The following is a 26673-nucleotide window of genomic DNA, read 5'->3' on the forward strand; positions in this document are numbered from 1 at the left end:
CATGACGACCGCCCGCTGGTGTTCGTCGCCACCGAACCGGAGATCGTCGCCACCGTCGCGAGCGGCGATTTCTCGCGAATGGACCAGCGCGTGTCGGCGTCCACCGATTGGGCGGATGCCGCCGCCGTGCTCGAACGCGTCGCCGACCTGCGCGCGACCCGCCTCGACGACGGCGTCACCCGCGTCGAAGCGCGCTTTGCGGGCTTGCCCGATCTGACGCTCGCCGCCCACGGCGAAGGCCCGACCTTGCGCGTGGCGCTGTTGCGGGCGTTTGTCCGCGCACGCTTCGGCGACACGGTCGGGCCGGTGCCCGGCGAGCCGCACGTCGTACAAAACGGGCAAGTGACAGCGCACGAAGCCGGCGCGCCGCTGCCGCACGGCGGCCAGCGCCGCGATGCGCCGCGCGACACGCACGAGATCGGCGCGCTGCCGCGCCCCTAGCCCGCCCGGCCCGTCGAACGCAGGATCGCCTGCGCGAACTCCACGAAGCCCGCACCGCCCGGCCCGCGCGTGATCCAGCGCGGCGCCACCGGCAGGTGCGGCAGGTAATCCACCACCGTGCTGACGCCGGCCGTGTGCGTGAAGAACGCGAACATCGGCGCGTCGTTGGTGGAATCGCCCGAATAGGCGACCGACGCGCGGGCGGCGTCGGCGTCCAGGCCATAGGTGTCGGCCAGCACGCGCAGCGACATCGTCAGCTTGTCGTAGCCGCCGATCCAGCCGAGCACCCAGAGGTTGTTGATCGTCGCATCCGCCCCGGCCTGCCGCAGCGCCTCGACGAGGCGGCGGTCGGCGGCCTCGCCCGTGCGGCGATAGGCGAGGCTCGTCAGGCGGAACGCCTGATCGTCGGCTTCCCGCGCCTCGGGCACGGCGCGTTGCACGGCTTGCGCCACCGCCTGCAGTTGCGCGCGCACCGGTTCGAGCCGGTCGGGCGCGTGCCAGAACCGGCGCTCGACCTCGTGCCCGTGCGCCCCGCGCCGCAGGAACAGGCCGCCGTTCTCCGCAATCACGCCGTCGACCGGCCACATCCGGGCCATCTGATCGCACCACCCGGCCGGCGCCGCCGTGACCGGCACCACGCGAATGCCGCCCGTCTCCAGTTGCGCCAGCGCCGTATAGGTGTCGGCGGACAGCCGGCCTTGGTAGGTCAGCGTTTCATCCATGTCCGTGAGCACGAACCGGACGGCCGAGAATTGATCGGCGCGGGCGTCGGAAAGGGGTTGCATGATGGCCGGTGGGCAGGAATGGCCGCAAATTATGACGGCCAAGCGGGCCGGCGCTTCGTCGAATTGCGCGAATGCATATCGCGATTCGTCGATAACGGCGACGCGCGGCGCGCTTGCCCGCCGCAATGCGACGGCCGGCACTTGACTAAAAATGCGACGAATTTGTCGCCTTCAAGCGTATGCGCGCAGCCATCGCCGCGATGGTTCGCATTGCACGCCGTGCCGAGCGCCGGTGGGCGGCTTCGCCGACCGCCTTGCGCCGAGCGCCTCGGCGCGCGCCGGCCGGTTGGATATCGGCGCGCGCGACGGCGAATCGGGCCGCGACATTCGCGTTTTCCTCGCCTACGCCCGGCCCGTCGCGCGCCGTCACGCGCCACGCGCCGCGCGTTGACACGGCCGATTCCGCCACGTACGCTGCGCGACTGCAGTGAGACGTCCTGTCCACTTGCCGTAAGCGTTTACGTCAATCAACGCGCAATCGGGTTCCGGCACGTTCGCCTCGCCGAGGAACCCATGCGCTCGAGATTCGCGTATGCATATCCGCTCTTACGGCATCCCCGCCTTTCTGTCGTCCCTCCCGGCTTCGGCTCGTTGCGCGTTGGCGCTCGGCTTTTGCATCGGCTTCGCGGACGGCGTGATGCTGCCCTTCCTCGCGCTGTGGGCCGAGCACGCGGCCCATGTGTCGTCGCGCTTCGTCGGCCCGTTGCTGGCCTGCTATTCGGCAGGAGAACTGATCGCCACGCCGTGGCTCGGCGGCGCGGCCGACCGCTGGGGCCGCCGGCCCGTGCTGCTTGCCTCGTTGCTCGGGGTGGGCGGCGGCTTCATGCTGCTGCCGTTCTGCCAGGGCGCCATCGAGATCGCGGCGGTGCTGCTCGCGATCGGCGCGGCCGAATGCGCACTGCATCCGACCGTCTCGACCGTGATCGCCGATGTCGTCGCGCCGGCCCGGCACCGGCAGGCGTTCGCGTGGGCGCGCGGCGTCTCGGGCCTCGGCCGGATCGCCGGGCCGGCAACCGGCGCGATGCTCGCCGCGCCTGCGCTCGGCGGCGTGTTCTTCGGGGCGGCCGGCGCCTTGCTGGCCGGGGCGTTGATGGTGCTCGCATGGATGCCCGAGACGCGTCACCCCGGCAGCCATCACAACGAAGACGAGGACGAGGACGACGAGCCGGGCCTCGCCGGCCTGCTGCCGGCGTTTCGCGACCGGCAGTTGGCATCGATGCTCGGCTGGCTGCTGTGCGTCGAGATCTGCGCGGGCTGGGTGCCGGCCGTGCTGCCGCTGTTCGCGCACGACACCGGGCTGCTCACGCCCGCGCAGGTCGGCTGGCTGTTCACGTATGGTGCGGCGTTGCTGGCCGGGTTGCAGGTGGCGACGGCTGGCAGGCTGGCCCGTGTGGAAGGCGGCGCGCTGGTCTGGAGCAGCGCGCTCGCGTTGGCCGCCGCGTTCGCGGCGATCCTGCTGCTCGGCGGCGTGGCCGGGCTGGCGGTCGGCATGACGCTGCTGTCGCTGAACCAGATGCTGCTCGGGCCGTTGGTGCCGGCCACGCTCGGCGCGCTCGCGCCGCCGCATCGGCGCGCCGTGTACATGGCGGCCGGCTCGGTCGTCAACGATCTGGAAGACACGCTCGGGCCGGCGATCGGCACGCTGGTCTACGGGGTGTCGCCGCGCCTGCCCTGGATCGTCGGCATCCCGCTCGCGCTCGGCGCGGGTTTCGCGTTGTCGAGACGAATGCGGCGAATGCAGCGGGCAGGCCGCCGCGAGGCGGAATCGGACAGCCGCGCGCCGGAGCTGTGAGCGTGACGCCATGCGCAGGCGACGGCGGAAGCCGCCGCCGAGGCGCTGGCCGTGCTTCGGCCCGCGTCAGTCGGCCGAGCGGGGAAAAAGCGCTGATCGCTTGGGAACCCGTTCGGATTCCCAAGCGATTGCGCAATCGATCACACCGTCATTTCCCGAACACCGAGCCGGCGAACGCGGCCAGATCGCGATTGAAACGCGCCGGCTCGTCGGCGAACGGCGCGTGCCCCGATTCGGGGTACACCTCGGTGACGATGCGCGAATTGAGTTCGGCCGCGCGCGCGAGCGTGGCCCGGGTGTCGACCAGCGCGTCCTGTCCGCCATAGAGGAACAGCAACGGCACCCGTGCGCGGCCAAGGCCGTCGGCGGCGAACACCGTCATCGACGGCACCGCGCGCTGCATGTCCCACGACGCCATCGCGGCATTGGCCAGCAAGCGGTCGAACGTCGCCGCATCGGGCCCGCGGTTGAAACACAGCGCGACGAAGCTGCGCTCGCCATCGAGATGCGTCTTCAGATCGGGCGCGGTCATGTCCCGGTAAACCTCGGGATGACTGACGATCTGCCCCGCCGCGAGTTCGACCACGCCGTCCACATACACCGCGCCCGAGATCGCGCGATCGCCGTACTTGGCGAGGTAGTTCGAGATCACCACGCCGCCCAGCGACCAGCCGACCACGATCGGCTTGCGCGCATGCGAGCCGGCGATCACGGCCGCGAGATCGTCGGCCCAGCGGCCTCCGTCATGGTATGGCGCGGCGCCGGCGGGCTTGTCGGACAGGCCGTGACCGCGCAGGTCGTAGGTGATGACGCGGTATGGGCGCAGTTCGGGGCTGCCGACCTGTGCGTCCCAGTTCAGGTGGCTGCCGAGCAGCCCGTGCACGAACACGATCGGCGGGCCGTCGGGGTTGCCGCTTTCCTGCACCGCGAGCTTGACGCCGTCCGGCGAGGTGACGGTGTAACTGGCCGACGCGGCCCTGGCGGCCGGCGACGACGCGGTCAAGGCCACGGCCCAGAGGCCGGCCAGCAGCAAACGATGGAAGAGTCGGGTGGACATGCGCTTTCCTGTGAGGGTTGACGAGCCGCTCAGTCTCAACCCTCACACTGATGTGAGAGTCAAGCGCTTCGTGCTAGGCTGGCCTTCATGAAAAATCCGCCCTTACCTGCCGCCCCCGCCTGGCTGACCATCGGCGACCTGTCGCAACGCACCGAGGCGAGCGTGCGCTCGATCCGGCACTACGACGATCACGGCCTGCTTGCGTCGGTGCGCGCCGGCAACGGTTATCGGATGTTTCCCGAGAAAGCCATCACGCAGGTCCGACAGATCCAGCGCATGATCGCCACCGGCTTCACGATCGACGACATTCGCGGCTTTCCCGATTGCATGCTGCTGATCGAGGGCGCACGTTCATGCGACCAGATCACCGGCGCGCAACGGCAACGGCTCGAAGCGATCGACCGCCAGATCGCCGATCTGGAAAAGCGTCGTGCGCGATTGATCAAGACGCTGCTGGAAGGCGCGGTGCCACCGGTCGAATGAGGCGCGGGTATCTGAACCCGGTTTGACCGACGGCCTGAACTGAAGCAACGGTTCAGGCCGTGGAAGAGGAAACGGTAGTGAATCGAAAAAACCGCGATTACTGATACGCGCACACCTTGGCGGTGTCGTTCACCCAGCACGCGCCGTCGCGCTTCAGGATGCCCAGATCCGAATGCGCATGCGTGGCGCCCGGCTCCTCGTTCCAATACCCGTGCGCGCCTTCGTCGTCCATCAGCACGTAGGCAAAATACTTGGCCGGATGCTTGCCCCCGGCTCCGATCGAAAACGTGCCGTGCTCCTCGAGTTTGACCTCGCAAGGCCCGTCGAGATAAACCTTCTGATTCACCTGCAGCAGGCAGCGCCCGGTTTTGGCATAAGCCGAGGCCGGCGCGGCGACCACGGCCAGTGCGAGCAAAAGCAAGGGAATGGTTTTCACGTTGTTTTAATCTCTCAGGTTGATCGAACGCGAAGATATAGCATGATTTCAAGTACCGTCAATGGCAATCCCGGCCCACCGGCGGCGGGAAAAGCCGATGCCGGAATCCGCGCATTCTCTTTTCAAACCGGCAACGGATATGAGCGTGTTTCCCGGCTTCGCACGCGAGATCGCCGACGCGGCGCGCGAGAACATCACGCTGTTCGCCACGATCGGCAGCCACATGAAAATGGCCGGCAGTCCAAACGACTGCCGGCCATCTTGATCGAGGCACAACCCGCGCCGCCTATTCGCCGCGCTCACCACCCAACTCGACACCCGCCAGCAACTCGCTGAACCGCGCCATCTCGGTGTGATCCTTGCCATGCCCGAGCGTATTGACGGCCGCGCCCCACAAATCGCGGCACAACGACGAAAACGGCGCGGACACCCCGCCTTCGCTGGCCACCGTCAGCGCGATGCCGACATCCTTGGCCAGCAGATCCAAACCGAAATTGCTGTTGAACGCACGCGACAGCACGAACTGCTTGAACTTCTTTTGCGTGCTGTTGTTCATGCCCGTCGAGGCATTGAGCACATCGACCATCTTTTCCGTGTCGAGGCCGAACTGCTGGCCGATCAACAAGGCCTCGACGCCGATCAGAAAGCCGCCGGCCGACACCAGGTTGTTCAGCGCCTTCATCGCCTGCCCCGCGCCGATCCCGCCCACCTCCGTCACGCTCGTGCCCATCCGGCGCAGCAACGGCATCGCGCGCTCGACATGCTGCTGCTCGCCGCCGGTCATGATGGCCAGCTCGCCCGTGACCGCGCGCGACACGCCGCCCGACACCGGCGCGTCGATCGTCGCGTGGCCGGCCTCGGCCAGCTTCGCGGCGAGCGCCTGGGTGACGGTCGGCACGCCGGACGTCATGTCGATCACCAGCGCGCCCGGTGCGAACGTGCCGGCGAGCGGCAGCAACGTTTCTTCGACATGGCGGCTGGTCGGCAGGATCGTGATGACGGCATCCGCGCCCTGTACCGTATCGGCCAGCGTGGCCGGCGCCGTGCCGCCCACCTCGGCGGCGAAGCGCTCGCCGCGGCCGGGCGCCACGTCGAACACGGCCACCTCGAACCCGCCCTCCACCAGCCGCGCCGCCATCGGCCAGCCCATGTTGCCGATGCCGACGAACGCGACCTTGCCGAAGCCTCCGGCGCTCACTTCAGCGCCCCTTCGGCCACCAGCACTTCATGCGCCGCCTTGAACGCCTTCAGGCCGTAGGGGATGCCCGAGTACGCCGTCGCATGCAGCAGCGCCGCCTTGATTTCCTCGACGCTCACGCCGTTGTTCAGCGCGCCCTTGACGTGCAGCTTCAGCTCGTCGGTGTGGCCCGCGACGGTCAGGATGCCCATCTGCATCAGGCTGCGCGTCTTGCGGTCGAGCGTGGCGTCGCCCCAGGCCCAGCCCCACGCCCACGACGTCGTGGCGCGCTGGAACGACATCATGAAGTCGTCGGCCTTCTCCATCGATGCATCGACGTACGCGGCGCCAAGCACCTCGCGGCGAATCGGCATGCCTTTCTGGAACAGTGCGTCGTCTTCTTTCATGATTCAACTCCTTTGTTGAGAACTATCGATTCAGAGGGGGTGACCGATTCCAAGGACCGGCCGGTCGTACGCGGGCCGACCAGGGCGACGACGATCGCCACCATGAGCCAGCACGCCGAGATATACGAAAAGACGCTCAGGTAGCCCGCGCTCACATACAGCGCGCTGACGATGAACGGGCCGACCACATTGGTCAGGCGTCCTATGCCATAGCAGAACCCGGTGCCCAGCGAGCGCAGCCGCGTCGGATACGATTCGGGCGTGTAGATATAGAGCGTGGCGTTCATCAACTGGATCGAGAGCGTCACGAGCGCGCCGAAGATCACGATGAACAGCGGCGACGGCGCGAGCCCGTACGCCACCCCGCTCACCGCGATCACGACGGCGTCGACGGCCACCACCCACTTGCGCTCGAAGCGCTCGACCACCGCCGTGCCGAGCCAGGCCCCGATCGGGTTGCAGATCGCGATCAGGCTCGCGTATTCCAGCGAATGCGCCACGCTGAAACCGCGCGCAACCAGCAGCGTGGGCACCCACGCCACGAAACCGTAGAAGCCCAGCGTCTGGAACACCCAGATCAGCGTCAGCCCGATCGTCTGCGCGCGGTAGCCCGGCGCGAACAGGTCGCGCACGGCCACCGGCTCAGCGCGGGCGGTGCCGGTTTCCACCGGCATCGCGACCAGCGATTCGTTCGGATCACTGATTACCGTGCCGGCCGCGCGTTCCAGCTTGTCCACGGCGATCCGGGCTTCCTGCATGCGCCCTTTCAGCATCAGCCAGCGCGGCGATTCGAGCAGCCGCAGCGCGAACGGCAGCACCAGCAAGCCCAGGCTGCCCCACACGAACACCAGCCGCCACGCCCACGGCTCCATCGGCACCACCAGCCGCGCGACCCAGGCGGTGGCCGGAATGCCCATCAGCCCGAGCATGAAGATCGTGCTCATCACCTTGCCGCGCACGCGCGCCGGGAAGAACTCGCTGATGTAGACGTTCGCGATCACCGTCATGGCCGACAGGCCGATGCCGGTCAGGAACCGGAAGGTAGCAAGCGAATAGATGTCCCACGATGCCGCGTTCAGCAGCGAGAACACCGTGTACACGATGATGCTCGACACGAACGCGTGCTTTCGCCCCAGGCGATCGGCCAGCATCGCCCCGCACGCGCCGCCGATGAACATGCCGCCGAAACTCACCGACGTGATCAGCGCGACCGCGTGCAGCGGAATGTGCCACTGGGCAACGATGGCCGGGGCCGCGTAGCCGAACGTGTTCAGGTCGGCGAGTTCGAAGAAGAACGCGAACGCGAGCACCCCCATCGCCATCTTGTGAAACCGGGTCAGCGGCAGGGCATCCAGCCGCGAACTGAGTGTACTCATTGTCTCCTCCGATTCTTGATTGTCTGACAATCCGTCAATCTGTCAGTTGACGCAGAATGGCACACGGAAGATTGTCCGTCAATCTGTCAAATTCGAGGCGTGTGGTAAATTTCGGCTGTCACCCACGAGGAAGCGATGACGACGTCTTTGAAAATCACCCCGGTTTCCGTGCGCAAACAGGTCGAGGACGGCCTGCGCGCCGCCATTGCGGCCGGCAAGTTCCTGCCGGGCGACCATCTGCCGGACCGGTTGCTGTGCGAAACCTTCGGCACCAGCCGCAGCGTGGTGCGCGAGGCGATCCGGCTGCTGGAGGCGGAGGGGCTGGTGCAGGTTCACCCCAATCGCGGGCCGTTCGTGGCCAGCCTGTCGGTGGAGGAAGCCGCCGATATCTACGAGATCCGCGCCGCGCTGGAAGCGGTGGCCGGGGAAGGCTTCGCGATGCGCGCCGGCAGCGAGGACCGTGCCGAATTGAAGGGGATTTTCGAGGAGCTGCGCGCCTCGGACGTCGATCGCCACAAGCTGCTCGAACTGAAGCGGCGGTTCTATGACGTGCTGACGCGCGGCAGCGGCAACCAGCTCATCAAGGGCATGCTCGACCGGCTGCTGACGCGCAACTCGCAGTTGCGCGCCCTGTCGCTATCGAGCGACGGGCGCCTCGCGCAGACGGTCGAGGAGATCGGCCGGGTGATGGAGGCGATCGACCGTCACGACGGCCCGGCTGCGGCCGCCGCGTGCCGCGCGCATATCCGGGCGGCCGCGGAAGTGGCGCTGCGCATTTTGCGCGAGCGGGCGCAGCAAACGGATTCGGTTGCCGCGGGGTGAGTGGGAATCATCGGGGTAGCGAGGCTGCCCCCGTCGAGGCCGGCCCTATTGCGTTGACGTTCCGTGGCGGTCACGCTCTCCGACCGACCGCCGCCACCGGCCATTCGTCCCGGCCACGCCCGATGGCCATCGATAGCCGCCGATAGCCGAAAACCGCCCCCGGCAAACCTCACGTTTGCGACTGCATCACCTGCGCGGCCAGCTCCGCCAGCGTGGTGTCGCCCAGTTCATCGATCAGCCGCGCCTGCGCCGAATCGAGCGCCCGCCCCAGCGTCGCATTGACGGCCCGCTCCACCGGGCAATCGGGGTGATCGGCGGAAGGGCCGATGGCAAACACCGAGCCGCTGTCGAGCGCCAGCAGCACATCGCGCGCGGTGATGGCGTGCGCCGCCCGGGCCAGCTTCCACCCGCCGCCCCGCCCGCCCGTCGACGTCACCAGCCCGCTCTCGCGCAACCGGCCCATCACGCGCCGCACCACCACGGCATTGGTCTGCAGCATCAACGCAATCGTTTCGGAGTTCTCATTGCCGTCGAGCAGATGCATGTGCACCAGCACATGCAACATGCGCGCGAGGCGGGTGTCGTGTCGCAACGGGCGTCTCCCGATCAAATACGGTCAAGGTCATTCGGACGGTTGACGATAGCACAAAGCGAAACTTATGATGTTACGGAATCAACGACCGGAGCGATCGAGATGCTTGAAATGGACGCGCGCAGGATTCGTACCAACGGTATCGACATGCATGTCGTGCAGCAAGGCGATGGGCCGACGATCCTGCTGTGTCACGGCTTCCCGGAGACCTCGCATGCATGGCGCCATCAGTTGGCGCCGCTCGCGCGGGCCGGGTTCCGCGCGGTGGCGCCGGACCTGCGCGGCTACGGGCTGACGGACAGCCCCGATGCGGTCGACGCGTTCGACATCCGGCATCTGGTGGCGGACATGGTCGGCGTGCTCGATGCGCTGGACGTGCCGCAGGCCATCATCGTCGGCAGCGACTGGGGCGCGACGGTGGCCTGGCAAGCCGCGGCGACGCGGCCCGACCGGTTTCGCGGCGTGGTGGCGCTGGGCGTGCCGATGATGGCGCCGCCGCCCGTGCCGCCGACGCAAATCTTTCCGCAAACCGCGGACGCGCTGCTTTACGCGCTGTACTTCCAGCCCGAGGGGCCGGCCGAGGCCGAACTCGAACGCGATCCGCGCGAATCGCTGCTGAAAATCCTGTACTGGGCCTCCGGCGACGCCGGGCCGCGCGACGCCGGCCAGGCAACGCCGAACCCGTTCGCGATGGTCTCGCGCACGCAGGGCATGCTCGCCGCGCTGCCGATGCCGTCCACGCTCCCCGCATGGCTGGACGGGGCGGATCTCGAGGCCTATATCCAGGCGTTCGCCCGCAGCGGATGGCGCGGTGGCCTGAACTACTACCGCAACCTCGATGCGAACTGGGCGCTCGAACGCCAGTACGACGATCCGCAAGTCAAGGTTCCGGCGCTGTTCCTCGCCGGCGAACGCGACCCCGGCCTGAGCATCCCCGGCATGCGCGACATCATCGCCGGCATGCCGTCGCTCGTGCCCCGGCTGCAAGCGAGCCGGATCATTCCCGGGTGCGGGCACTGGGTCTCGCAGGAGCGTCCCGAGGCACTGTCGGCGGCGATCATCGAATTTGCGCGCGGGCTCGATGCGTGACTGACGAGGCGGCATGCAGGCTACTTGCGCCGCGTGCCGCCGGATGCCTGCGCTGACGACGCCATCGCCGATTCGATCGCCTTCTGGTCACGGCTCAACTGCACGCGCATGTGGCTCAGAAACTGCCGCGCGTTCTCGGCCAGGGGCGTGCCGGGCCGGAACACGAGAACGCCGGTAAACACCACGTCCGCATCGATCGGCTTGACGACCAGGCCACGCTCGACAAAATCGAGCGCGACGATCGGATGGGCGATCCCCAACCCCACGCCGGCCAGCGCGAGTTCGCAGATCGTGTGCGAATAAGGCGTCTCGACAAGCGGCCTGAGCGTCACGTCGAGCGCCCGCAACTGCGTATCGAGCCTGCGCCGCGTGCTGTCCTCGGGGTTCAGGGCCACGAACCGCGTGGTCGCCAGGTCCTTCACCTTGACCGCCGCGCGCCCCGCAAACGGGTGTTCGCGGTTCATCACGGCCACGCCCGGCATCCGCACGAAAGCCGAATGCTCCAGGCCCGCCATCGACATCTCGTCGGACATCAACCCGAAGTCCACCTCCCCCGCCGACACCTTCTCGTGCACTTCGCGCGAACTCATCACCTGCAGGGAAATCTGCACGTCACGCCCGGCCGCATCGAAGCCCGCAATCACGCGCGGCAGAAACCCCGTGCCGAGCGCCGGCAGCGAAGCGATCGCCAGGCGGCCGAGCCCGTATGAACGCAGGCTGCGGATGCGGTGCTCGATCACCTCGTAGCCAACGAAATAACGATCGACGTCGCGCATCAACGCAATCGCCTCCTGCGTCGGCACGAGCCGGCTGCGCACGCGCTCGAACAGCTTGAAGTCGGCCATCGCCTCCAGCCGCCGAATCGCCTGGCTCACCGCCGGTTGCGAAATCTCCAGCAAACCGGCCGCCTTGCTCGTGCTGCCGGCATTCATCACGGCCCGGAACACTTCGATGTCACGCACACCCATATAACCACCGCTTATAGACCTAATTATTTCCGATGCTGACCGAAACCGGGGCGTAAGTAAACTTCGTTCATCGCATTCGCAGCCCAACGTAACCCGAACCTCATGACGAAAAACACCCAAGCTACCCGCCGCTCCGAACCGTTCCGCAGCCTGTCGCCCGCGGTCATGCGCGCCTCCACGGTCGTGTTCGACTCGCTCGCCGATTTCGCGCGCCGCAAGGAGCGCCAGCCCGACGGCTTCAGTTACGGCATCACCGGCACCCCTACCGCCCGCGAACTCGAGCACCGGATCGCCGCCCTCGAAGGCGGCCGGCACTGCGTGGTCACCCCGTCCGGACAATCCGCGCTGATGACGACCGTGATGGGGTTCGTGCGCGGCGGCGATCATCTTCTCGTGTCCGCCGCATGTTACGGAGCCCTGAAGACCTTCGCGCAGAAATGGCTGGCCCACTTCAACGTGGACGTCGAGCTGTATCCGCCCGCGATCGGCGCCGACATCGAGCGATACCTGAAGCCGAACACGAAGATGATCTGCATGGAATCGCCGGGCACGGTCACGATGGAAATGCCCGATATCCCCGCCATCGTCGCGGTAGCGAAGCGCCACGGCGTGATGACGATGATGGACAACACCTGGGCCAGCCCGCTGGCATTCCGCCCGCTCGAACACGGCGTGGATTTCAGCATCGAGGCCGCCACCAAGCTGTTCGGCGGGCACTCCGACCTGCTGGCCGGCTCGATCAGCATGAACGATGCCGGCCACTACGCGACGCTGCGCGAAACGCAGAGCATCCTCGGGCAGCAAACCAGCCCGGACGACTGCTTCCTGGTGCTGCGCGGCATGGAAACGCTGCAGGTTCGCTTCGCGGCGCAAAGCGCGGCCGCCCTGCAGGTGGCGAGCGCGCTCGATGCACATCCGCTGGTGCGTTCCGTGCTTTTCCCCGCGCTGGAATCCGATCCGGGACACGCGATCTGGAAGCGCGACTTCTCGGGCAACGGCTGCCTGTTCTCGCTGATTCTCGAGCCGGCGCCCGAAGCCGCGTTCACCGCGTTCTTCGATGCGCTCCGGCACTTCGCGATCGGTGCGAGCTGGGGCGGCGTGCACAGCCTGGCGGCGTACTACCCGGCACCGTTGCAGGCCGACCGCCCGTTCCCGCTGACCGACCAGCCGATCATTCGTCTGTCGATCGGCCTCGAAAGCGTCGACACCTTGATCGACGACCTGCGCGCCGGCCTCGATGCGTTCGCCGGCGCGAAAAACGCCACGGCGGCGTGATGTGCACGGCCCATCCGACCACCGATAACAGGGGTGCCCCGATGAAAACAGCCATTCGGTTCCGTGCGGCGCGGCTCGCCGTGTGCGTCATGTTCGGCGCGGCGTCGATTGCCGCGATGCCCGCACAGGCGGCCGATCAGTTGGCGGCGGCCCGAGCCGCAGGCACGCTGCGCGTCGCCAACACGCAAAGCAGCCCGCCGTGGAGCCTGCTCGACGATCGCAATCAGGCCGCCGGCTACGACGTGGAAGTCGCCAGGGAAGTCGCTCGCCGGATCGGCGTGCCGAAGGTGACGTTCGTCGCCGATTCGTTCAAGAACTTCGTCGAGGGATTGAAATCCGGCAAGTACGATCTCGTGATGAACGACCTGACGCCCACGCCGGAACGCGGCAAGCAGGTGGATTTCGGCGCACCCTACGGCGTCGAGGATTTCCGGATCTTCGTGCGCGCCGACAACGCCACGATCAAGGGGCGCGCCGACCTGAAAGGCAAGCGCGTCGGCGTCACGACCGGCTCGACCAACGAATCGTGGTCGCGCTCGCACCTCGCGGATTCCGACATCCGCACCTACGACAACGGCGGCCTGGTGTTCAACGACCTCGGCAGCGGGCGCATCGACGCGGTGATCATCTCGCACTTCGGCGGCCTCAAGTATGCGAACGTCAACCACCTTCCGGTCAAGGAAGTCGGCGAACCGCTGATCTACCAGTTGTCCGCGCCGGCGCTGCAGAAGAACCAGCCCGCGCTGCGCGACGCGGTAGACAAGGCCATCGCCGAGATGCTGGCCGACGGCACGATCGAACGGCTCGCGAAGAAATGGGTCGGCGCCGATTACGACATGGTCGGCACGATCGCCAAGGCCAAAGCCCAGAAGGAGTAAGCGATGCTGGAGTTGTTCATGCGGTCGCTGCCGCTGCTCAAGAGCGCGGTCCTGATGACGATCTTCCTCGGGCTGTCGTCGTTCGTGCTGGGCTCCACGCTGGGCCTGCTGGTGGCGCTGGCGCGGCTGTCGCGCTACCGGGCGTTGCGCGCCGTGGCGTTCGCCTATGTCTCGATCTTTCGCGGCACGCCGCTGCTCGTGCAGATCCTGCTGCTCTACTTCGGGCTGCCGCGCTACGGCATCGTGCTCGACCCGGTGCCGGCCGCCCTGCTCGCGCTGACGCTGTTTTCCGCCGCCTACCTCAGCGAGAACTTCCGCTCCGGCATCAACGCGGTGGACCGGGGCCAGTGGGAAGCGGCGATGTCGCTCGGCATGGGCTACTGGAAGGCGATGACGCGGGTGATCCTCCCGCAAGGGCTGCGCATCGCGATCCCGCCGGTCGGCAGCCGGATGATCGCGCTGATCAAGGACACCTCGCTGGCCTCGACCATCACGGTCGTCGAACTGACGCGCGTGGCCGATCAGGTCGGCGCCTCGACGTTCCGCTACATGGAGATGTTCCTGATGGTCGGCCTCATTTATTGGCTTATCAACCAGATCCTGACGATCGTGCAGACGATCCTCGAGAATCGTTTGTCGAGGCGCTTCCAGTGAACCGAGATATCCAGACCGTCGCCGTGCGCGGCCTCGTCAAATCGTTCGGCAACAACGCGGTGCTGCGCGGCGTCGATTTCAGCGTCGCGCGCGGCGAGGTGGTCGTGATCATGGGGCCGTCCGGCTCCGGCAAGACCACGCTGCTGCGTTCGTTGAATTTTCTCGAAGTGCCGGATGCCGGCTCGGTGTCGGTGTGCGGCATCGACGTGGCGTGTTCGGGCGAGGCCGGGCTGACGCGCGACGACCAGAAACGGATCAGGTCGATCCGCCAGCGCAGCGCAATGGTGTTTCAATCGTTCAACCTGTTCCCGCACCGGAGCGCGCTCGACAACGTGATCGAAGGCCTCGTCAGCGTCAAGAAGATGAAGAAGCCCGAGGCGGTGGAGCGCGGCATGCGGCTGCTCGAACGGGTCGGCCTCTCCGCCAAGGCCGACGCCTATCCGGGCCGTCTGTCGGGCGGCCAGAAACAGCGCGTCGCGATCGCGCGCGGGCTGGCGATGGAACCCGAGGTCATCCTGTTCGACGAACCAACCTCGGCGCTGGACCCGGCCCTGCGCGAAGACGTGCTCGCCGTGATGCGCGAGCTGGCCAACGACGGCATGACGATGCTGGTCGTGACGCACGAAGTGCGCTTCGCCCGGGACGTGGCCGACCGCGTCGTGTTCATGGACGGCGGCGTGGTGGTCGAGGACACCGATCCCGCCGCGTTTTTCGACGGCGCGGGCAACCCGCGCGTGCGCCAGTTCCTGCATCTCATCGAAACCTGATCGACACCACGCGACAGGCCGCCCTCCCTCGGGACGACGGCCGCCGCCTGTTCCGAACCCCTGAAAACCCACGCGCCCGTTCGCGGGGATCGTCACGTCCGGCGCCCGCGCCGCACGGATCGATCCGCCTGCTTGCCCACACACCACACGACCCAGGAGCCACCACCATGAAACGCACCGTCACCTCGCTGGCCGCGCTCGGCCTGATGTCCGCCGGCACCGCCGCCCACGCCCAGAGCACGGTCACGCTGTACGGCATCGTCGACGCCGGCATCGCCTACGTTCACAACAGCGCCGGCACGGGCGGCATCAACCAGAGTTCGCTCGTGCGCTTTTCGAGCGGCACCATGTCGGGCAGCCGCTGGGGCCTGCGCGGCTCGGAAGCGCTCGGCAACGGTTTGCAGGCCATCTTCCAGCTCGAGAACGGCTTCAATGCCGGCACCGGCACGTTGAACCAGGGCGGCCGCGAATTCGGGCGCAAGGCGATCGTCGGCCTGAGCAGCCCGAACTGGGGGACCTTGACGCTCGGCCGCCAGTACGACCCGGTGGTCGACCTGGTGCAGCCGCTGACCGGCGATGCGTATTTCAGCGGCACGTTCGCCACCCCGGGCGACATCGACAACTACGACAACAGCAGCCGCATCAACAACTCGGTCAAGTATGCGAGCCCCGATCTGCACGGCTTCAACATCGAGGCGATGTACGCGTTCGGCGGCACGGCCGGCAGCGTATCGGACGGGCAGACCTACAGCGTGGGGGCGAGCTACGCGAGCGGGCCGTTCGCGCTGGCAGCCGGGTATTTCTACGCAAACGGCGGGCGCACGGCCGCCAACGGCGTGCGCGCCTGGAGCGGCTCGGCCGACACGCTGTTCAACACCGTCATCAATACGGGTTATGCCTCGGCCAAATCGATGCAGATCGCACGGGCCGGCGCGCGCTACAAGCTCGGCGCGCTGACGCTCGGCGTGTCGTACAGCAACATCCGGTACGGCCGCGACACCCTCTCCACGTTCGGCAAGGACGAAACCTTCAACTCGGGCGCGCTGCTGGCCGCCTATACGTTCACGCCCACCTCCCGCGCGGGCTTCGGCTACAACTACACGAAATCGAGCGGGGCCGCCTCGGCGCACTATCACCAGGTCAACCTCGGCTACGACTACGCGCTGTCGAAGCAGACCGACCTCTACGCGCTCGCGGCCTATCAAAAGGCCGGCGGCAGCACGTTGAACGCCGCCGGCAGAACGATCGCGGCCGATGCCTCGATCGGTTCGTACGGGATCAGTTCGGGTGCCGACTCGCAGGCACTGGCGGCGATCGGCATTCGTCATAAATTCTGACGCGTGCGGATGGCGCGGCGCGCGCGACATGCCGCCGATGCGCGGCGCGAACGGGTCGCGATCGGTTTCACGCCGCGCTCAAGCCGATCGCTCGGCCGGCGCGCGACGCGTCGCAAGCGCAGGTGTCGGCCGCCGCCTCGCATCGCCTCATCGAATCGGACGCGACGGCCGCAGCGCATGCGCCCCGTCGCCCAGCAACATCAGCACGAGCAGCGCCGTGGCCCAGAACGCCGGATATTCCCAGCCGCCGCCCTTGTCGTTGAATTCCCAACCCACCTTGCTGTGCACCATCGCAATCGTGCCCAGCAACTCGAAAAAGAGCGGCACGGCCACCCAGCGCGCATACACGCCGAAGATCAGCGCCAGCCCGCCGAACAATTCCAGCGCGATCGTCAGATAGGCCAGCACGGGCGGCAAGCCCAGCGAGCCGAAATAGCCGACGAACCCCGGCACCGTGAACACGAACAGCTTCACGCCGACATGCGCGAGAAACGGCACACCGAGCAGCACGCGCAGCAACAACGCTCCATACGGAGCCGTTCTGGTTTCCAACATGATGGGCATCGCCTCGAGAAGAAAGAGGCCTCAGTGTGAAACGCACCGCCCTGTTCGAAAATAGCTATATTTGGACATTGCATCGCCAAAAACGAACAGCCCCCCATGAACGACCTCGACTGGAACGATTTGCGCTATCTGCTGGCGATGGCGCGCGGCGGCTCGGCGGCGGGCGCGGCGCGCACGCTGGGGGTGTCGCACGCCACCGTGCTGCGGCGCTTGCAGGTGCTCGAACAGGAGGTGGGCACGGCGCTGTTCGACCGGCTGCAGACCGGCTACGTGGCGACCGAGGCGGGCCTGCGCTTCATCGATATCGGCGAGGCGTTCGAACGCGCGCTGACCGGCACCCGGCGCGAAGTGGAAGGGCAAGTCACGGGCCTGGCCGGCCCGATCCGCTTCACCACCACCGATTCGCTGGCCGACGGCCTGCTGCCCGACATCCTGCAGGCGTTCCACGAACGCTATCCGGCCATCACGGTGGAAATGCGCATCACCAACGCGCGGCTCGATCTCGACCGCCGCGAGGCCGACGTGGCCTTGCGCCCGACGCGCGAGCCGCCGCCCGCCTGGGTCGGCAGGGCCGTCGCGCGCATGGATTGGGGCTTGTATGCCGCGCGGCCGCGTCACCGGATCAAGGCCAGCCGGCGCGACACCGCCACGCCGGCGTGGCTGCTGCCCGACGGCCATCTCGCGCAGGCGCCGCTCGACGCGTGGCTGCGCGAGCGGATCGGCGGCGAGCGCATCGTCGCCACGGCCGATTCGTTCGTGGCCTTGCGCCGGCTCGCCGAGAGCGGCGCCGGCGTGGCCGCGCTGCCCTGCTTCATGGCGCACGGCACGAACCTGACGTTGCTCGAACAGCCGCCGCTGGCGCTGTCCTCGGAGCTGTGGCTGCTGACGCATCCGCATCTGCGCGGCGCCGGCCGGATCCGGGCGTTCATGGATCACGTCGCGCAGCAGATCGGCGCCTTGCACGCGCGGCTGGCGCCCCCTCGTGCGTAAGCGGCCCCCCGTACGTAAGCGGCCCGGCCCTATCGAACGACCGACGGCAGGCAGCCGAAGCGCGCGTGGAACCGCTGCGAAAACCGCGCGCGGGATTGATAGCCGCAGGCTTCCGCGATGCGCGCGACGCCCCAGGTGGTGGTCTGCACCAGCAGCATCGCGTGGTGCATGCGCACTTCGATCAGCAGATCCTCGAAGCGCGCGTTCTCGGCGGCAAGACGCCGCCGCAGCGTGGCGGGGCTCATGGCCAGCGCCTTGCCGGCCTCGTGCGCCGTCCAGTGCCGTGCCGGCGCGTCGCCGATCAGCGTGCGCACCTGGGCGGCCGTGCTGTGCCGGTCGATCCGGCGAAAACGGAAGCCGCGTTCGTCCAGCGCGGCAAGCAGATCCAGCAGACGGTAGCGCAGGCGCTCGTCGCTGAGGGCGGCGTTCGTCATGCTGCCGGCGACCTGACGCAGCGACGCCGCCAGATCGTCGTCCAGACGAATCGATCGAAAGGCGGCGTCGTGCGCGGCGTCCGCGGATGCGCCCGGGCGGCCGCGCTCGAACGCGTCGAGCAGCGCGGCGGAAAACGTCAGGAATACCGAACGAAAGCAGCGCGCCGCGCCGCCGGGCGTCTTCTCCAGGTCCACGCCGATGCCCGCCTCGACCAGCAACAGCGAGGCCGGCGCGTCGATCGTCATCCGCGTGAGGCCGTCGTCGAGATCGAGCCGGCCCGACACGATCAACACCGCCGTGGCCTCCTGAAACACAAAGCGCGGCGTGTGCTGCGCCGTGGTCAGGCAGGGCTGCGCGAGCGCGCCCAAGCCACGCCGGGCGATCGGCGCGCCCGACGGCGCGGGCCAGTCGGCGAACGCGGCGTTGGCGGCGTTGGCACCGTTGGCACCGTTGGCGGCGTTGGCGTCGTTGGCGTCGTTGGCGTCGTTGGCGACGCTGCCGTCATCGAGCGATATGCAAGCCATGGCGCGATGCGTCCCGATGCCGTTACCGCGCGGGCACGGCCGGATTCAGGCTGTAGAGGCCCGTGATCCGTGCGCTGCCGAGCACGGGCGCCCGGTCGAGCGCCGCACGCACGTTCGCGCCGGTGAGCGCGCCGTCGATCTCCAGTGCCGGCACGCCGAGCGCATACACCGTGAAGATGTAGTGGTGAACGATCGCGTCGTTCCACGGCGGGCACGGGCCGTCGTAGCCGTAGTAGTCGCCGCTCATCTGTGCGTCGCCGGCAAACCAGCCCGTGTAATCGTTGATGCCGTGCCGCAAGCCGGCCGGGCTCGTCGGCCCCGGCTTGCCGCGCGGCGTCACGCCGTCCGACTGCGAACCCGCCGCGATCTCCGTGGTGCCGGCCGGAATGTCGAGCAGCAGCCAGTGGAAGAAATCGACGCGCGGCAGCGAAGCCGGCACGGTGCGGCCGGCCTGGTTGACGTCGTCGCCCCGGCTCGGCACGTCGGGATCGTGGCAGACCACCACGAACGACTGCGTGCCGGCCGGCGCATCGCGCCAGGCGAGATGCGGGTTGCGATTCGCCGACAGCGCGACGTGGGATGCGGCATCGGGAACGGCGAACGCGAATTCGCCCGGAATGGCCTGGCCGTCCTGGAAACTCTGGCTGATCAATTGCATATGAAATTCGTCTCATGCGGGGTGGGTGGAAGGGAGGTCGAGCGTGTGCCGGCACGCCGCCATTATAGAAACGACCGTCCGCCCCCATGAGCGCACATCGAATCAAAAATCACGCCGATCCGATCAATTTGATTGGCTGAAGCATGCCAACCGCACACCATGGATCACCGCTCACCGCCCCGCGCTGCTGCGCGGATCGTGCCCACCCGTGCACGCGCCCGAGGCGTCGCGCAGGATCGCGCCGGCATGCCCCATCGTCTCGTCGTAGTCCTGCAGCAGTTCGACGGGGTGGCCGTACGCCCTGAGCGCCTCGACGGTGGCGGCCGGAAAGCGCGCTTCCAGCTTCAGCGAATCGCTCGATTCGCCCCAGGTGCGCCCGAGCAGCCAGCGCGGCGCATCGAGCGCGTCGAGCGGCGACAGCCCCAACTGCGCGACGCGCGAAAAGATCGCACTCTGGGTTTGGGGCTGGCCGTCGCCGCCCATCGTGCCGTACACCAGGGTTCGACCGTCGTCGAACCGCGCCAGCGCCGGATTCAGCGTATGGAACGGCAGCCGGCCCGGCATCAGCGGGTTGCGCGAGGCCGGATCGAGCGAAAAGCTGCAACCCCGGTTCTGCCACAGCACGCCCGAGCCGGGCAGCACCACGCCGCTGCCGAACTCGTGATAGATGCTCTGGATAAAGCTGACGGCCACGCCATCGCGATCGATCGCACCGAGCCAGACGGTATCCGCCGGTCCCATGCCCTGCCCCCACGGCGCGGCCTGCCCGGGCCGCACACGCGCCGCGAGCCGGTCGAGATGCGCGGAATCGAGCAGCGCTTGCGGATCGACCGTCATGAAGCGCGGGTCGGTCACGTGCGCATCGCGAATCGCGAACGCGAGCTTGGTGGCTTCCACGCAGGCATGCACATACTCGGGGCCGAGCGGGTCCATGCCGGCATGCAGCAACCGGTCGAGCAGGCCGACGATCAGCAGCGACACCACGCCCTGCGTCGGCGGCGGCAGGTTGTACACGGTGCCCGCGCTGTGCGCGAGCGCCAGCGGCCGCACCATGCGCGCGGTGTGGCGCGTCAGGTCGTCGAGCGTCACCGGCGCGCCGGCCGCCTGCAGGTCCGCGGCGAGGCTGCGCGCAAGATCGCCGCGATAGAAATCGTCGAAGCCGGCGCGCGCGAGTTGCGTCAACGTGTCGGCCAGGCGGGGCTGGCGGAACCGAGCGCCCGCGCCCAAACCGGGCGGCAGGAACGTCGCCGCGAAGCCCGGCACGTCGCGCAGCTCGGCCTGTTTGCGTTCGGTGCAGCGCACCTGCGATTCGCTGGCCGCGAAGCCGTCGGCGGCATGGCCGATCGCCTCACCGAGCAGGCGCCGCAGCGGCAGCCGGCCGCCGAGGTGCTGCATCGACCACGCATGCGCCGCCTGCCAGCCCGACACCGTGCCCGCGACGGTGATCGCCGCCAGCGGGCCGCGATGGGGAATGTTCGACAGCCCCGCCTCGGCATACACCTGCGGCGCGACCGCCTGCGCGGCGGCCCCGCACGCATCGATCGCCACGGGCGCTTCGCCGGGGCGCGCGATCAGCCAGAAGCCGTCGCCGCCGATGCCGTTCATGTGCGGATACACCACGGCGATGGTCGATGCGGCCGCAATCATCGCCTCGACGGCATTGCCGCCCTCGCGCAGCACCGAGCGCGCGCTCTCGGCCGCCAGCGGATGGGGCGCAACGGCCATGCCGTGCGTCATGGGAGAAGGATCGGGGCGGTCGAAGGTCATGGTCAGGAACGAAGGATCGGAACAAGAAAAACCACAGCATGCACCAGCGATTCAGGCCGTGTAGCGGGCCAGGAATTTCTTCGCGCGCTCGGTTTTAGGTTGGCTGAAGAACGCGTCGGGCGCGGCGGTCTCGACCAGCTTGCCGCCATCGAGAAACACCACCTGATCGGACACGTCGCGCGCAAAGCCCATCTCGTGCGTGACGATCAGCATGGTCATGCCCTGCCCGGCCAGCGCCCGCATCACGCCGAGCACCTCGCCCACCATCTCGGGGTCGAGCGCGCTGGTCGGCTCGTCGAACAGCAGCACGTCGGGGCGGATCGCCAGCGCGCGCGTGATCGCCACGCGCTGCTTCTGGCCGCCGGACAGCCGATGCGGATAGACGTCGGCCTTGTCGGCCAGCCCGACCTGCGCCAGCAGCGCCAGCGCCTCGCCGCGCGCCTCGTCGGCCGCGCGCCCGTGCACATGGAGCGGCGCGGCCATCACGTTCTGCAACACCGTCATGTGCGGCCACAGCGCGAAGTTCTGGAACACCGTGCCGATCCGGCCGCGCGCGGCGGCCAGTTGCCCGCGCGACATCGGGCGCGCGGCGGCGCCCTCGCCGGTGCGGCCCATCGGCTGGCCGCCGACCTCGACGGTGCCCCGGCCCGGCACTTCCAGCCAGTTGATACAGCGCAGCAGCGTGGATTTGCCCGAACCGCTCGGGCCGAGCAGGCAGGTGGTGGTGCCCTGCGGCACGTCGAAGCTGATGTCGCGCAGGATCTCGACGCCGTCGTAGTCCTTGCACAGCCCGCGCACGCGGATCGCCGCGGAAGCCGTTGCTTTCATGGTCACCTCGAAGGAGAGCGGCCGAGCCGGCCGACCGTCCAATCGGTCAGCAGCGACATCAGCCAGTACACCAGCATCGCCAGCAGAAACGGGGCGAATGGCGAGAAATAATTGCTGCTGACGAAGTTCGCCGCGAACGTCAGTTCCTCGACGGTGATGATCATCAGCAGCGCGCTGTCCTTGATCACCATCACCGCCTGGTTGACGAGCACGGGCGCGGCCGCCGCCAGCAATTGCGGAAACACGATGCGCCGGTACAGCGCGCGGCGCGTGAAGCCGAACGCGTCGGCCGCCGTCAGCGTGTCCTGCGGCAGCGCGAGCCCCGCCGCGCGCAGGATCTCGACGAAATAGGCGCCGTGGTAGATCACCAGCGACGCCAGCCCGGCGCCGAGCGCGTCGAAGCGCAGCCCGATGGCCGGCAGGCCGTAATACACCACGTAGGCGAACAGCAGGAACGGCACGCAGCGCATCAGGTCGGCCAGCAGCCGCACCAGGCGCGCGACGGGCTGCGGCCCCTCGCGCAGCAGCACGTAGCCGAGCAGCGCGAGCGGCAGGCTGATGGCCAGGCACAGGGCCACCAGCGCCAGCGAAGTGGCCGCGCCCGACGCTAGGATGGCGCGCGAGGCCCACAGCGAAGTCAGGCTGTTCATGACGCGTGATATCCGTAACGTTGGGCCGCGCGCCGTTCCAGCATGCGCTGGCCCTGCACCACCAGCGCGATGATCAGCGTGTAGAGCACGGTGGCGGCCAGGAACGGCGGCAGCGGGTCGTAGGTATCGGCGCCGATGCGGCCTGCCGCGCGCGTGATGTCGACGATGCCGATCACCGAGGCCGCCGGCGTGATCTTCAGCAGCAGCGTGATCTCGCTGACGAGCGGCCCTAGGCTCGCGCGCCAGAGTTGCGGCAGCACGATGCGCATCAGGGTCTGCCACCCCGAGAAGCCGAACGCCGCGCCGGCTTCGAGCTGGTCGGCCGGCAACGCGATCAGCGCCGCGCGCCAGATCTCGCAGTTGAACGCCGTGGTGTTCAGGCTCAACGCCAGCGCCGCGGCGGCCATCGGCGGCAGGTCGAGGCCGGCCGCCGGCATCACGAAGAACACCAGCAGGCACAGCGTGACCACCGGCGTGGGTCGCATCACGCTGACATAGGCGGCGATCGCGCGGCCGAGCACCGGCACGCGCCGCCAGCGGGCCAGCGCCAGCAGCAGGCCGAGCGGGATGCCCACCGCCACGGCGCACAGCGCCAGCAGCAGCGAAACGCCCGCGCCCTGCAGCAAGGCCAGATAGGAGCTTGTCGTCATGGTGAAGTCGGCCGCGCAGCCGGTGACGGCCGCACGGCGTGTCCGGTGAGGGTCGCGTCAGTTGCCGCCGGTTGCCGACAGCGGCATCGATTCGAAGGTGGTGCCCAGCCACTTGCGCTGCAGCGCGTACAGCGAGCCGTCCGCGCGCGTCTTGGCGAGGAAGCCGTTCAGGTAGCGCAGCAGCGTGGTGTTGCCCTTGGCCACGGCCCAGGCCGCGTAGGTCGGCGCGCCGACGGCGGTGCCCATGCGGAACCGGTCCGGGTGCTCGTGGATCAGGCTCGTCAGATTGACCACGCCGTTGATCACGTAGTCGAGACGGCCGTTCGACAGATCCTGGTACGCCTCCGGAAACGACGCGTACTGCACCACCTTGCCCAGTTGCCCGCCGTGCGCGGCCAGCGTCTTGCTCAGGTCGGCGAGCGCCGCGTACGAGCCGCCGCCGGCCTGCACCCCGACCACCTTGCCGGCCAGATCGGCCACCGACTTGATGCGCGTCTCGCCGTTGCGCACCACGTAGTACTGCGTCGCATCGGCCACCGGCATCGTGAAATCGAGCGTCTTGGCCCGCTCCGGCGTGACCACCACCGAGGTCAGCGCCACGTCGTACTTGCCGGTCGTCACGCCCGGCAGCAGCCCCGACCACGGGATGATGTTCTGCTCGATCTTGAAGCCCGCCGTCTTGCGCAACTGGTCGAGCAGCGCGTTGTCGAGCCCGACGGGCTTGCCGTCCTGGATGAATTCGAACGGACGGAAATCGTCCTCGGTCGCGACCGTCATCACGCCCTTGGCCTGGATCTGTTCCAGCGTCAGTGCAGCGGCCGCGTGCGTGCCGGCGGCGAACACCGCGCAGGCGGCAACGGCAGTGGCAAACCAGTTCTTCAGCAACATGGGAATCTCCTTGAATCAGCGGGTGGCGCCAGCGCGGCGGCGGGCGATGAAGTCGATTTCGACGAGTGCGTCGTAGGCCAGGCCGGTCACGCCGACGCAGGTGCGCGCGGGCAGGCGGCCGGGCTCGAAATAGCTTTGGTAGGTGGTGTTGAACGCGGCGTAGTCCTCGCTGAAACGCGTCAGGAAGGCGCGTGCGACCACCACGTCCGTGAAGTCGAGGCCGAGCCCGGCGAGCACGGTGCGCAGGTTCGCCATGACGTTGGCCGTCTGGGCTTCGATGCCCTCGGGCAGCACGCCGGGCGCGCCGGGGCTGTCGGGCATCTGCCCCGTCACGAACACGAAGCCGTCGGCTTCCGTGGCGTGACTGAACGGGGCCACCGGCGTGGGGCCGCCGGCGATCATGTGAAAGGCGATGGGGGACTGCGACATGGACAGGCTCCAGGGTGGTGATGCGCTTCCTTTTGCAAGCCCTGTGCCAGTTTGATTAACAGAACAAATTGTCCTATTTTTCTCCGGTATACTCGCGCAAATTGTCCCAATCACAACCTTGGTGCCGCCACAAACTGGTGCAATTCACGCATCGAATCGGGGATTTCCATGAGCAACCATGACAATGATCCATACAATCCAAATCGCCCTGCCGGTGGCGTCAAGCCGCCCTGGCTGGTGGCGATCGACATCGCGCGCGGCCCGCGCTATCTGGCGATCGCGAACGGCGTGAAGGCGGCGCTGATCAACGGCACGCTGAAGGCCGGCGATCGCCTGCCGCCGCAGCGCGAGCTGGCGCAACTGCTGCAACTGAACCTCGGCACGATCACGCGCGCGTTCGACGAATTGCGCGGCATGGGCTTGATCAAGGGCACGGTCGGGCGCGGTACTTATCTGACGCTGCCGGCCTCGATGGACAGCCCCGCCTCGCTGTGGGATCACTCGCAGCCTCAGGGTTTCATCGATCTCTCGCACAACTTTCCCGAGCACGCGCCGGGCATGGCCGGCGCGCATCCGCTGCTGCGCGCGCAACTGCGCGTGGACGACGCCGCGCGGCTGCTCGCCACCCAGGTGGATGCGGGCCACCTCACGCACCGCACCGCCGCGGCCCGCTGGCTCGACAGCCGCGGCGTGCCGGCCACGGCGGAGCATCTGGTCGTGACCTGCGGCGCGCAGCATGGCCTGCTGCTCGCGCTCGGCGCGCTGACGCGGCCCGGCGACATCGTGCTGACCGAGGAGCTGACCTACTACGGCCTGAAATCGGCCGCCGCGCTGACGGGGCGCTCGCTGGTGGGCGTGCGCATGGATGCCGAGGGCCTGCTGCCGGACGCGCTCGATACCGCCTGCCAGCGCTCGGGCGCGAAGGTGCTGTTCTGCTGCCCCACCCTGCACAACCCCACCACCGCCACCATGAGCGTCGCGAGGCGGCGCGAGATCGTCGAGGTGTGCCGGCGTCGCGACCTGCTGATCGTCGAGGACGATGTCTACGGCTGGATGCCCGACGAGGCGCTGCCCTCGCTGGCGCTGCTCGCGCCGGAACGCACGATCTACGTGACGGGGCTGTCGAAGCTGATCGGGCCGGGCTTGCGGATCGGCTTCGTGGCCGCGCCGCCGCCCTATGTGCATGCGCTCGGCGTGGCCTTGCGCGCGACCACCTTGATGGCCTCGCCGCTGAATGCGGCGATGGCTCGCGACGTGCTGGAATCGGGCGAGATGGCGCAGATCGTCGAGACGATCCGCGAGGAAACGCGCGCGCGGCAGGCGCTGGTCGCGGCGGCGCTGCCCGCGGCGGCGATCGTGACGCGCCCCGGCGCGTTCTATTTCGGATTGCGTACCGGCAGCCATCGCACCGGGCAGGATTTCGCCCGCGCCGCCGAGGCGGCCGGGATCGGCGTGACGCCCTACGATCTGTTCGAGGCCACGCCGCTCACGGGCAGCACGCTGGTGCGCGTATGCCACAACGCGGCCCCCGATCGCGACAGCCTGCGCCGGGCGCTGGCCGGGCTGGCGCAATTGCTCGGGCAGCCGGTAGCCGCGATGGGGTTTCGGCGCGGGGCGTGAGACGGATGCAGCGAGCCGGAACGTGCCGGCCCGAGATGCTCGGCCAAATTGCTCGGACAGCCGGCCGTCGCGATGGGGTTTCGGCGCGGGGCGTGAGACGGATGAAGCGAGCCGGAACGTGCCGGCCCGACGTGCTCGGCCAAATTGCTCGGGCAGCCGGCCGCCGCGATGCCGTTTCGGCGCGGGGCGTGAGGGGGATCGAGCTAGCCCGAACGCGCCAGCCCGACGTGCTCGGCCAAGCGAGAGCGATCACCCGCCGCTGGCGACCACCTCCGACGTAGCCCACCCCCCGCCCAACGCCCGATACACGCCCACCGCGGCGCGCGCGACGCCC

Annotated in this window: 31 protein-coding genes; 14 read left to right on the plus strand and 17 right to left on the minus strand. The window is 68.3% G+C overall.

The annotated features are described in order from the left end of the window. On the plus strand, nt 1-441 hold a 441-nt coding region (locus ACYP33_RS21305; RefSeq protein ID WP_459623811.1), incomplete at its 5' end, for a DUF2591 domain-containing protein. Here the strand turns inward: ACYP33_RS21305 and ACYP33_RS21310 are convergent. Then, nucleotides 438-1226 (minus strand): HAD-IIB family hydrolase, encoded by a 789-nt coding sequence (locus ACYP33_RS21310; RefSeq protein ID WP_459623812.1) that lies wholly within the window; start codon nt 1224-1226, stop codon nt 438-440. The genes ACYP33_RS21305 and ACYP33_RS21310 overlap by 4 nt on opposite strands. 232 nt (nt 1227-1458) lie before the next feature. On the opposite strand from ACYP33_RS21310, the gene ACYP33_RS21315 reads away from it, so the two are divergent. After that, nucleotides 1459-1617 (plus strand): hypothetical protein, encoded by a 159-nt coding sequence (locus ACYP33_RS21315; protein ID WP_459623813.1) that lies wholly within the window; start codon nt 1459-1461, stop codon nt 1615-1617. A gap of 141 nt (nt 1618-1758) precedes the next feature. Then, nucleotides 1759-3018 carry an MFS transporter gene (locus ACYP33_RS21320; protein WP_459623814.1) on the plus strand — a complete coding sequence of 420 codons (1260 nt, stop codon included), beginning with the start codon at nt 1759-1761 and terminating at the stop codon, nt 3016-3018. Between the two features lie 148 nt (nt 3019-3166). Here the strand turns inward: ACYP33_RS21320 and ACYP33_RS21325 are convergent, their stop codons facing one another. Further along, the gene (locus ACYP33_RS21325) at nt 3167-4075 is read right to left on the minus strand and encodes an alpha/beta fold hydrolase (protein ID WP_459623815.1); all 909 of its coding nucleotides are present in this window, start codon (nt 4073-4075) and stop codon (nt 3167-3169) included. Nucleotides 4076-4162: 87 nt separating this feature from the next. On the opposite strand from ACYP33_RS21325, the gene ACYP33_RS21330 reads away from it, so the two are divergent. Next, the gene (locus ACYP33_RS21330; protein WP_459623816.1) at nt 4163-4558 is read left to right on the plus strand and encodes a MerR family transcriptional regulator; all 396 of its coding nucleotides are present in this window, start codon (nt 4163-4165) and stop codon (nt 4556-4558) included. 97 nt (nt 4559-4655) lie between these two features. Here the strand turns inward: ACYP33_RS21330 and ACYP33_RS21335 are convergent, their stop codons facing one another. Then, nucleotides 4656-4994, minus strand: a complete 339-nt coding sequence (locus ACYP33_RS21335) for a hypothetical protein (RefSeq protein ID WP_414444752.1) — start codon at nt 4992-4994, stop codon at nt 4656-4658. Nucleotides 4995-5055: 61 nt separating this feature from the next. On the opposite strand from ACYP33_RS21335, the gene ACYP33_RS21340 reads away from it, so the two are divergent. Beyond that, nucleotides 5056-5259 (plus strand): hypothetical protein, encoded by a 204-nt coding sequence (locus ACYP33_RS21340; protein ID WP_459623817.1) that lies wholly within the window; start codon nt 5056-5058, stop codon nt 5257-5259. A gap of 21 nt (nt 5260-5280) precedes the next feature. On the opposite strand, the gene ACYP33_RS21345 is transcribed toward ACYP33_RS21340, so the two are convergent. From ACYP33_RS21345 to ACYP33_RS21355, 3 genes are read right to left on the minus strand one after another with little or no spacing between them, the layout of a single operon-like run. Continuing rightward, nucleotides 5281-6192, minus strand: coding sequence for an NAD(P)-dependent oxidoreductase (locus ACYP33_RS21345; RefSeq protein ID WP_459623818.1), 912 nt, complete (start codon nt 6190-6192; stop codon nt 5281-5283). Further along, nucleotides 6189-6578, minus strand: coding sequence for a carboxymuconolactone decarboxylase family protein (locus ACYP33_RS21350; RefSeq protein WP_414444749.1), 390 nt, complete (start codon nt 6576-6578; stop codon nt 6189-6191). Before ACYP33_RS21350 ends, ACYP33_RS21345 begins: the two co-directional genes overlap by 4 nt. After that, complete coding sequence (locus tag ACYP33_RS21355) at nt 6575-7954, minus strand: MFS transporter (protein WP_459623819.1); 1380 nt, start codon at nt 7952-7954, stop codon at nt 6575-6577. Before ACYP33_RS21355 ends, ACYP33_RS21350 begins: the two co-directional genes overlap by 4 nt. 135 nt (nt 7955-8089) lie before the next feature. Here ACYP33_RS21355 and ACYP33_RS21360 point away from each other — a divergent pair, with 135 nt between their 5' ends. Further along, nucleotides 8090-8776, plus strand: coding sequence for a GntR family transcriptional regulator (locus ACYP33_RS21360; protein WP_459623820.1), 687 nt, complete (start codon nt 8090-8092; stop codon nt 8774-8776). A gap of 169 nt (nt 8777-8945) precedes the next feature. Here the strand turns inward: ACYP33_RS21360 and ACYP33_RS21365 are convergent, their stop codons facing one another. Next, the gene (locus tag ACYP33_RS21365; RefSeq protein WP_459623821.1) at nt 8946-9386 is read right to left on the minus strand and encodes an RrF2 family transcriptional regulator; all 441 of its coding nucleotides are present in this window, start codon (nt 9384-9386) and stop codon (nt 8946-8948) included. An 84-nt stretch (nt 9387-9470) separates the two neighbouring features. On the opposite strand from ACYP33_RS21365, the gene ACYP33_RS21370 reads away from it, so the two are divergent. Continuing rightward, nucleotides 9471-10457, plus strand: coding sequence for an alpha/beta fold hydrolase (locus tag ACYP33_RS21370; RefSeq protein ID WP_459623822.1), 987 nt, complete (start codon nt 9471-9473; stop codon nt 10455-10457). Between the two features lie 20 nt (nt 10458-10477). On the opposite strand, the gene ACYP33_RS21375 is transcribed toward ACYP33_RS21370, so the two are convergent. Next, a complete protein-coding gene (locus ACYP33_RS21375) occupies nt 10478-11425 on the minus strand; it encodes a LysR substrate-binding domain-containing protein (RefSeq protein WP_414451965.1) in 948 nt (315 codons plus the stop codon). A gap of 165 nt (nt 11426-11590) precedes the next feature. Between ACYP33_RS21375 and metC the strand changes: the two genes are divergently transcribed. The 5 genes from metC (at nt 11591) to ACYP33_RS21400 (ending at nt 16336) form a co-directional block, all read left to right on the plus strand. Beyond that, nucleotides 11591-12700 carry a cystathionine beta-lyase gene (metC, locus tag ACYP33_RS21380; RefSeq protein WP_459623927.1) on the plus strand — a complete coding sequence of 370 codons (1110 nt, stop codon included), beginning with the start codon at nt 11591-11593 and terminating at the stop codon, nt 12698-12700. 41 nt (nt 12701-12741) lie between these two features. Next, on the plus strand, nt 12742-13578 hold the full coding sequence (locus tag ACYP33_RS21385) for an ABC transporter substrate-binding protein (protein ID WP_459623823.1): 837 nt from the start codon (nt 12742-12744) through the stop codon (nt 13576-13578). Between the two features lie 3 nt (nt 13579-13581). After that, entirely contained in the window at nt 13582-14232 is a 651-nt protein-coding gene (locus tag ACYP33_RS21390; RefSeq protein WP_414444742.1) for an amino acid ABC transporter permease, read from the plus strand. After that, nucleotides 14229-14999, plus strand: coding sequence for an amino acid ABC transporter ATP-binding protein (locus tag ACYP33_RS21395; protein ID WP_414449723.1), 771 nt, complete (start codon nt 14229-14231; stop codon nt 14997-14999). The genes ACYP33_RS21390 and ACYP33_RS21395 overlap by 4 nt, the downstream gene beginning before the upstream one ends. Before the next feature lie 167 nt (nt 15000-15166). After that, a complete protein-coding gene (locus ACYP33_RS21400) occupies nt 15167-16336 on the plus strand; it encodes a porin (RefSeq protein ID WP_459623824.1) in 1170 nt (389 codons plus the stop codon). Between the two features lie 147 nt (nt 16337-16483). Here the strand turns inward: ACYP33_RS21400 and ACYP33_RS21405 are convergent, their stop codons facing one another. Further along, nucleotides 16484-16891: a DoxX family protein gene (locus tag ACYP33_RS21405; protein WP_414449725.1), complete on the minus strand. Its 408-nt coding sequence runs from the start codon at nt 16889-16891 to the stop codon at nt 16484-16486. Between the two features lie 105 nt (nt 16892-16996). Between ACYP33_RS21405 and ACYP33_RS21410 the strand changes: the two genes are divergently transcribed. Continuing rightward, nucleotides 16997-17890 carry a LysR family transcriptional regulator gene (locus ACYP33_RS21410; RefSeq protein ID WP_459623825.1) on the plus strand — a complete coding sequence of 298 codons (894 nt, stop codon included), beginning with the start codon at nt 16997-16999 and terminating at the stop codon, nt 17888-17890. Nucleotides 17891-17919: 29 nt separating this feature from the next. Here the strand turns inward: ACYP33_RS21410 and ACYP33_RS21415 are convergent, their stop codons facing one another. The 8 genes from ACYP33_RS21415 to ACYP33_RS21450 form a co-directional block, all read right to left on the minus strand. Beyond that, the gene (locus tag ACYP33_RS21415; RefSeq protein ID WP_459623826.1) at nt 17920-18849 is read right to left on the minus strand and encodes a helix-turn-helix transcriptional regulator; all 930 of its coding nucleotides are present in this window, start codon (nt 18847-18849) and stop codon (nt 17920-17922) included. Between the two features lie 22 nt (nt 18850-18871). Continuing rightward, entirely contained in the window at nt 18872-19507 is a 636-nt protein-coding gene (locus ACYP33_RS21420; protein ID WP_459623827.1) for a YbhB/YbcL family Raf kinase inhibitor-like protein, read from the minus strand. 171 nt (nt 19508-19678) lie between these two features. Then, nucleotides 19679-21232 carry a gamma-glutamyltransferase family protein gene (locus ACYP33_RS21425; protein WP_459623928.1) on the minus strand — a complete coding sequence of 518 codons (1554 nt, stop codon included), beginning with the start codon at nt 21230-21232 and terminating at the stop codon, nt 19679-19681. 93 nt (nt 21233-21325) lie between these two features. Then, complete coding sequence (locus tag ACYP33_RS21430) at nt 21326-22102, minus strand: amino acid ABC transporter ATP-binding protein (protein ID WP_414449730.1); 777 nt, start codon at nt 22100-22102, stop codon at nt 21326-21328. A gap of 2 nt (nt 22103-22104) precedes the next feature. Next, the gene (locus ACYP33_RS21435) at nt 22105-22752 is read right to left on the minus strand and encodes an amino acid ABC transporter permease (protein ID WP_414449731.1); all 648 of its coding nucleotides are present in this window, start codon (nt 22750-22752) and stop codon (nt 22105-22107) included. Then, the gene (locus tag ACYP33_RS21440) at nt 22749-23402 is read right to left on the minus strand and encodes an amino acid ABC transporter permease (protein ID WP_414444733.1); all 654 of its coding nucleotides are present in this window, start codon (nt 23400-23402) and stop codon (nt 22749-22751) included. The genes ACYP33_RS21435 and ACYP33_RS21440 overlap by 4 nt, the downstream gene beginning before the upstream one ends. A gap of 57 nt (nt 23403-23459) precedes the next feature. Continuing rightward, complete coding sequence (locus ACYP33_RS21445) at nt 23460-24290, minus strand: transporter substrate-binding domain-containing protein (protein WP_459623828.1); 831 nt, start codon at nt 24288-24290, stop codon at nt 23460-23462. A gap of 15 nt (nt 24291-24305) precedes the next feature. Next, entirely contained in the window at nt 24306-24719 is a 414-nt protein-coding gene (locus ACYP33_RS21450) for a RidA family protein (protein ID WP_414449734.1), read from the minus strand. Nucleotides 24720-24887: 168 nt separating this feature from the next. Here ACYP33_RS21450 and ACYP33_RS21455 point away from each other — a divergent pair, with 168 nt between their 5' ends. After that, entirely contained in the window at nt 24888-26339 is a 1452-nt protein-coding gene (locus ACYP33_RS21455) for an aminotransferase-like domain-containing protein (RefSeq protein ID WP_459623829.1), read from the plus strand. Nucleotides 26340-26673 lie beyond the last annotated feature (334 nt).

The sequence above is a fragment of the Burkholderia sp. 3C genome, from assembly GCF_054589155.1.

Coding starts and splice junctions, on each gene's coding strand:
- ACYP33_RS21310 (WP_459623812.1), bottom strand. CDS start 1,226: ATGCAACCCCTTTCCGACGCCCGCGCCGATCAATTCTCGGCCGTCCGG.
- ACYP33_RS21320 (WP_459623814.1), top strand. CDS start 1,759: ATGCATATCCGCTCTTACGGCATCCCCGCCTTTCTGTCGTCCCTCCCG.
- ACYP33_RS21325 (WP_459623815.1), bottom strand. CDS start 4,075: ATGTCCACCCGACTCTTCCATCGTTTGCTGCTGGCCGGCCTCTGGGCC.
- ACYP33_RS21330 (WP_459623816.1), top strand. CDS start 4,163: ATGAAAAATCCGCCCTTACCTGCCGCCCCCGCCTGGCTGACCATCGGC.
- ACYP33_RS21340 (WP_459623817.1), top strand. CDS start 5,056: ATGGCAATCCCGGCCCACCGGCGGCGGGAAAAGCCGATGCCGGAATCC.
- ACYP33_RS21350 (WP_414444749.1), bottom strand. CDS start 6,578: ATGAAAGAAGACGACGCACTGTTCCAGAAAGGCATGCCGATTCGCCGC.
- ACYP33_RS21355 (WP_459623819.1), bottom strand. CDS start 7,954: ATGAGTACACTCAGTTCGCGGCTGGATGCCCTGCCGCTGACCCGGTTT.
- ACYP33_RS21360 (WP_459623820.1), top strand. CDS start 8,090: ATGACGACGTCTTTGAAAATCACCCCGGTTTCCGTGCGCAAACAGGTC.
- ACYP33_RS21370 (WP_459623822.1), top strand. CDS start 9,471: ATGCTTGAAATGGACGCGCGCAGGATTCGTACCAACGGTATCGACATG.
- ACYP33_RS21375 (WP_414451965.1), bottom strand. CDS start 11,425: ATGGGTGTGCGTGACATCGAAGTGTTCCGGGCCGTGATGAATGCCGGC.
- metC (WP_459623927.1), top strand. CDS start 11,591: ATGCGCGCCTCCACGGTCGTGTTCGACTCGCTCGCCGATTTCGCGCGC.
- ACYP33_RS21385 (WP_459623823.1), top strand. CDS start 12,742: ATGAAAACAGCCATTCGGTTCCGTGCGGCGCGGCTCGCCGTGTGCGTC.
- ACYP33_RS21390 (WP_414444742.1), top strand. CDS start 13,582: ATGCTGGAGTTGTTCATGCGGTCGCTGCCGCTGCTCAAGAGCGCGGTC.
- ACYP33_RS21400 (WP_459623824.1), top strand. CDS start 15,167: ATGAAACGCACCGTCACCTCGCTGGCCGCGCTCGGCCTGATGTCCGCC.
- ACYP33_RS21405 (WP_414449725.1), bottom strand. CDS start 16,891: ATGTTGGAAACCAGAACGGCTCCGTATGGAGCGTTGTTGCTGCGCGTG.
- ACYP33_RS21410 (WP_459623825.1), top strand. CDS start 16,997: ATGAACGACCTCGACTGGAACGATTTGCGCTATCTGCTGGCGATGGCG.
- ACYP33_RS21415 (WP_459623826.1), bottom strand. CDS start 18,849: ATGGCTTGCATATCGCTCGATGACGGCAGCGTCGCCAACGACGCCAAC.
- ACYP33_RS21420 (WP_459623827.1), bottom strand. CDS start 19,507: ATGCAATTGATCAGCCAGAGTTTCCAGGACGGCCAGGCCATTCCGGGC.
- ACYP33_RS21425 (WP_459623928.1), bottom strand. CDS start 21,232: ATGGCCGTTGCGCCCCATCCGCTGGCGGCCGAGAGCGCGCGCTCGGTG.
- ACYP33_RS21430 (WP_414449730.1), bottom strand. CDS start 22,102: ATGAAAGCAACGGCTTCCGCGGCGATCCGCGTGCGCGGGCTGTGCAAG.
- ACYP33_RS21435 (WP_414449731.1), bottom strand. CDS start 22,752: ATGAACAGCCTGACTTCGCTGTGGGCCTCGCGCGCCATCCTAGCGTCG.
- ACYP33_RS21440 (WP_414444733.1), bottom strand. CDS start 23,402: ATGACGACAAGCTCCTATCTGGCCTTGCTGCAGGGCGCGGGCGTTTCG.
- ACYP33_RS21445 (WP_459623828.1), bottom strand. CDS start 24,290: ATGTTGCTGAAGAACTGGTTTGCCACTGCCGTTGCCGCCTGCGCGGTG.
- ACYP33_RS21450 (WP_414449734.1), bottom strand. CDS start 24,719: ATGTCGCAGTCCCCCATCGCCTTTCACATGATCGCCGGCGGCCCCACG.
- ACYP33_RS21455 (WP_459623829.1), top strand. CDS start 24,888: ATGAGCAACCATGACAATGATCCATACAATCCAAATCGCCCTGCCGGT.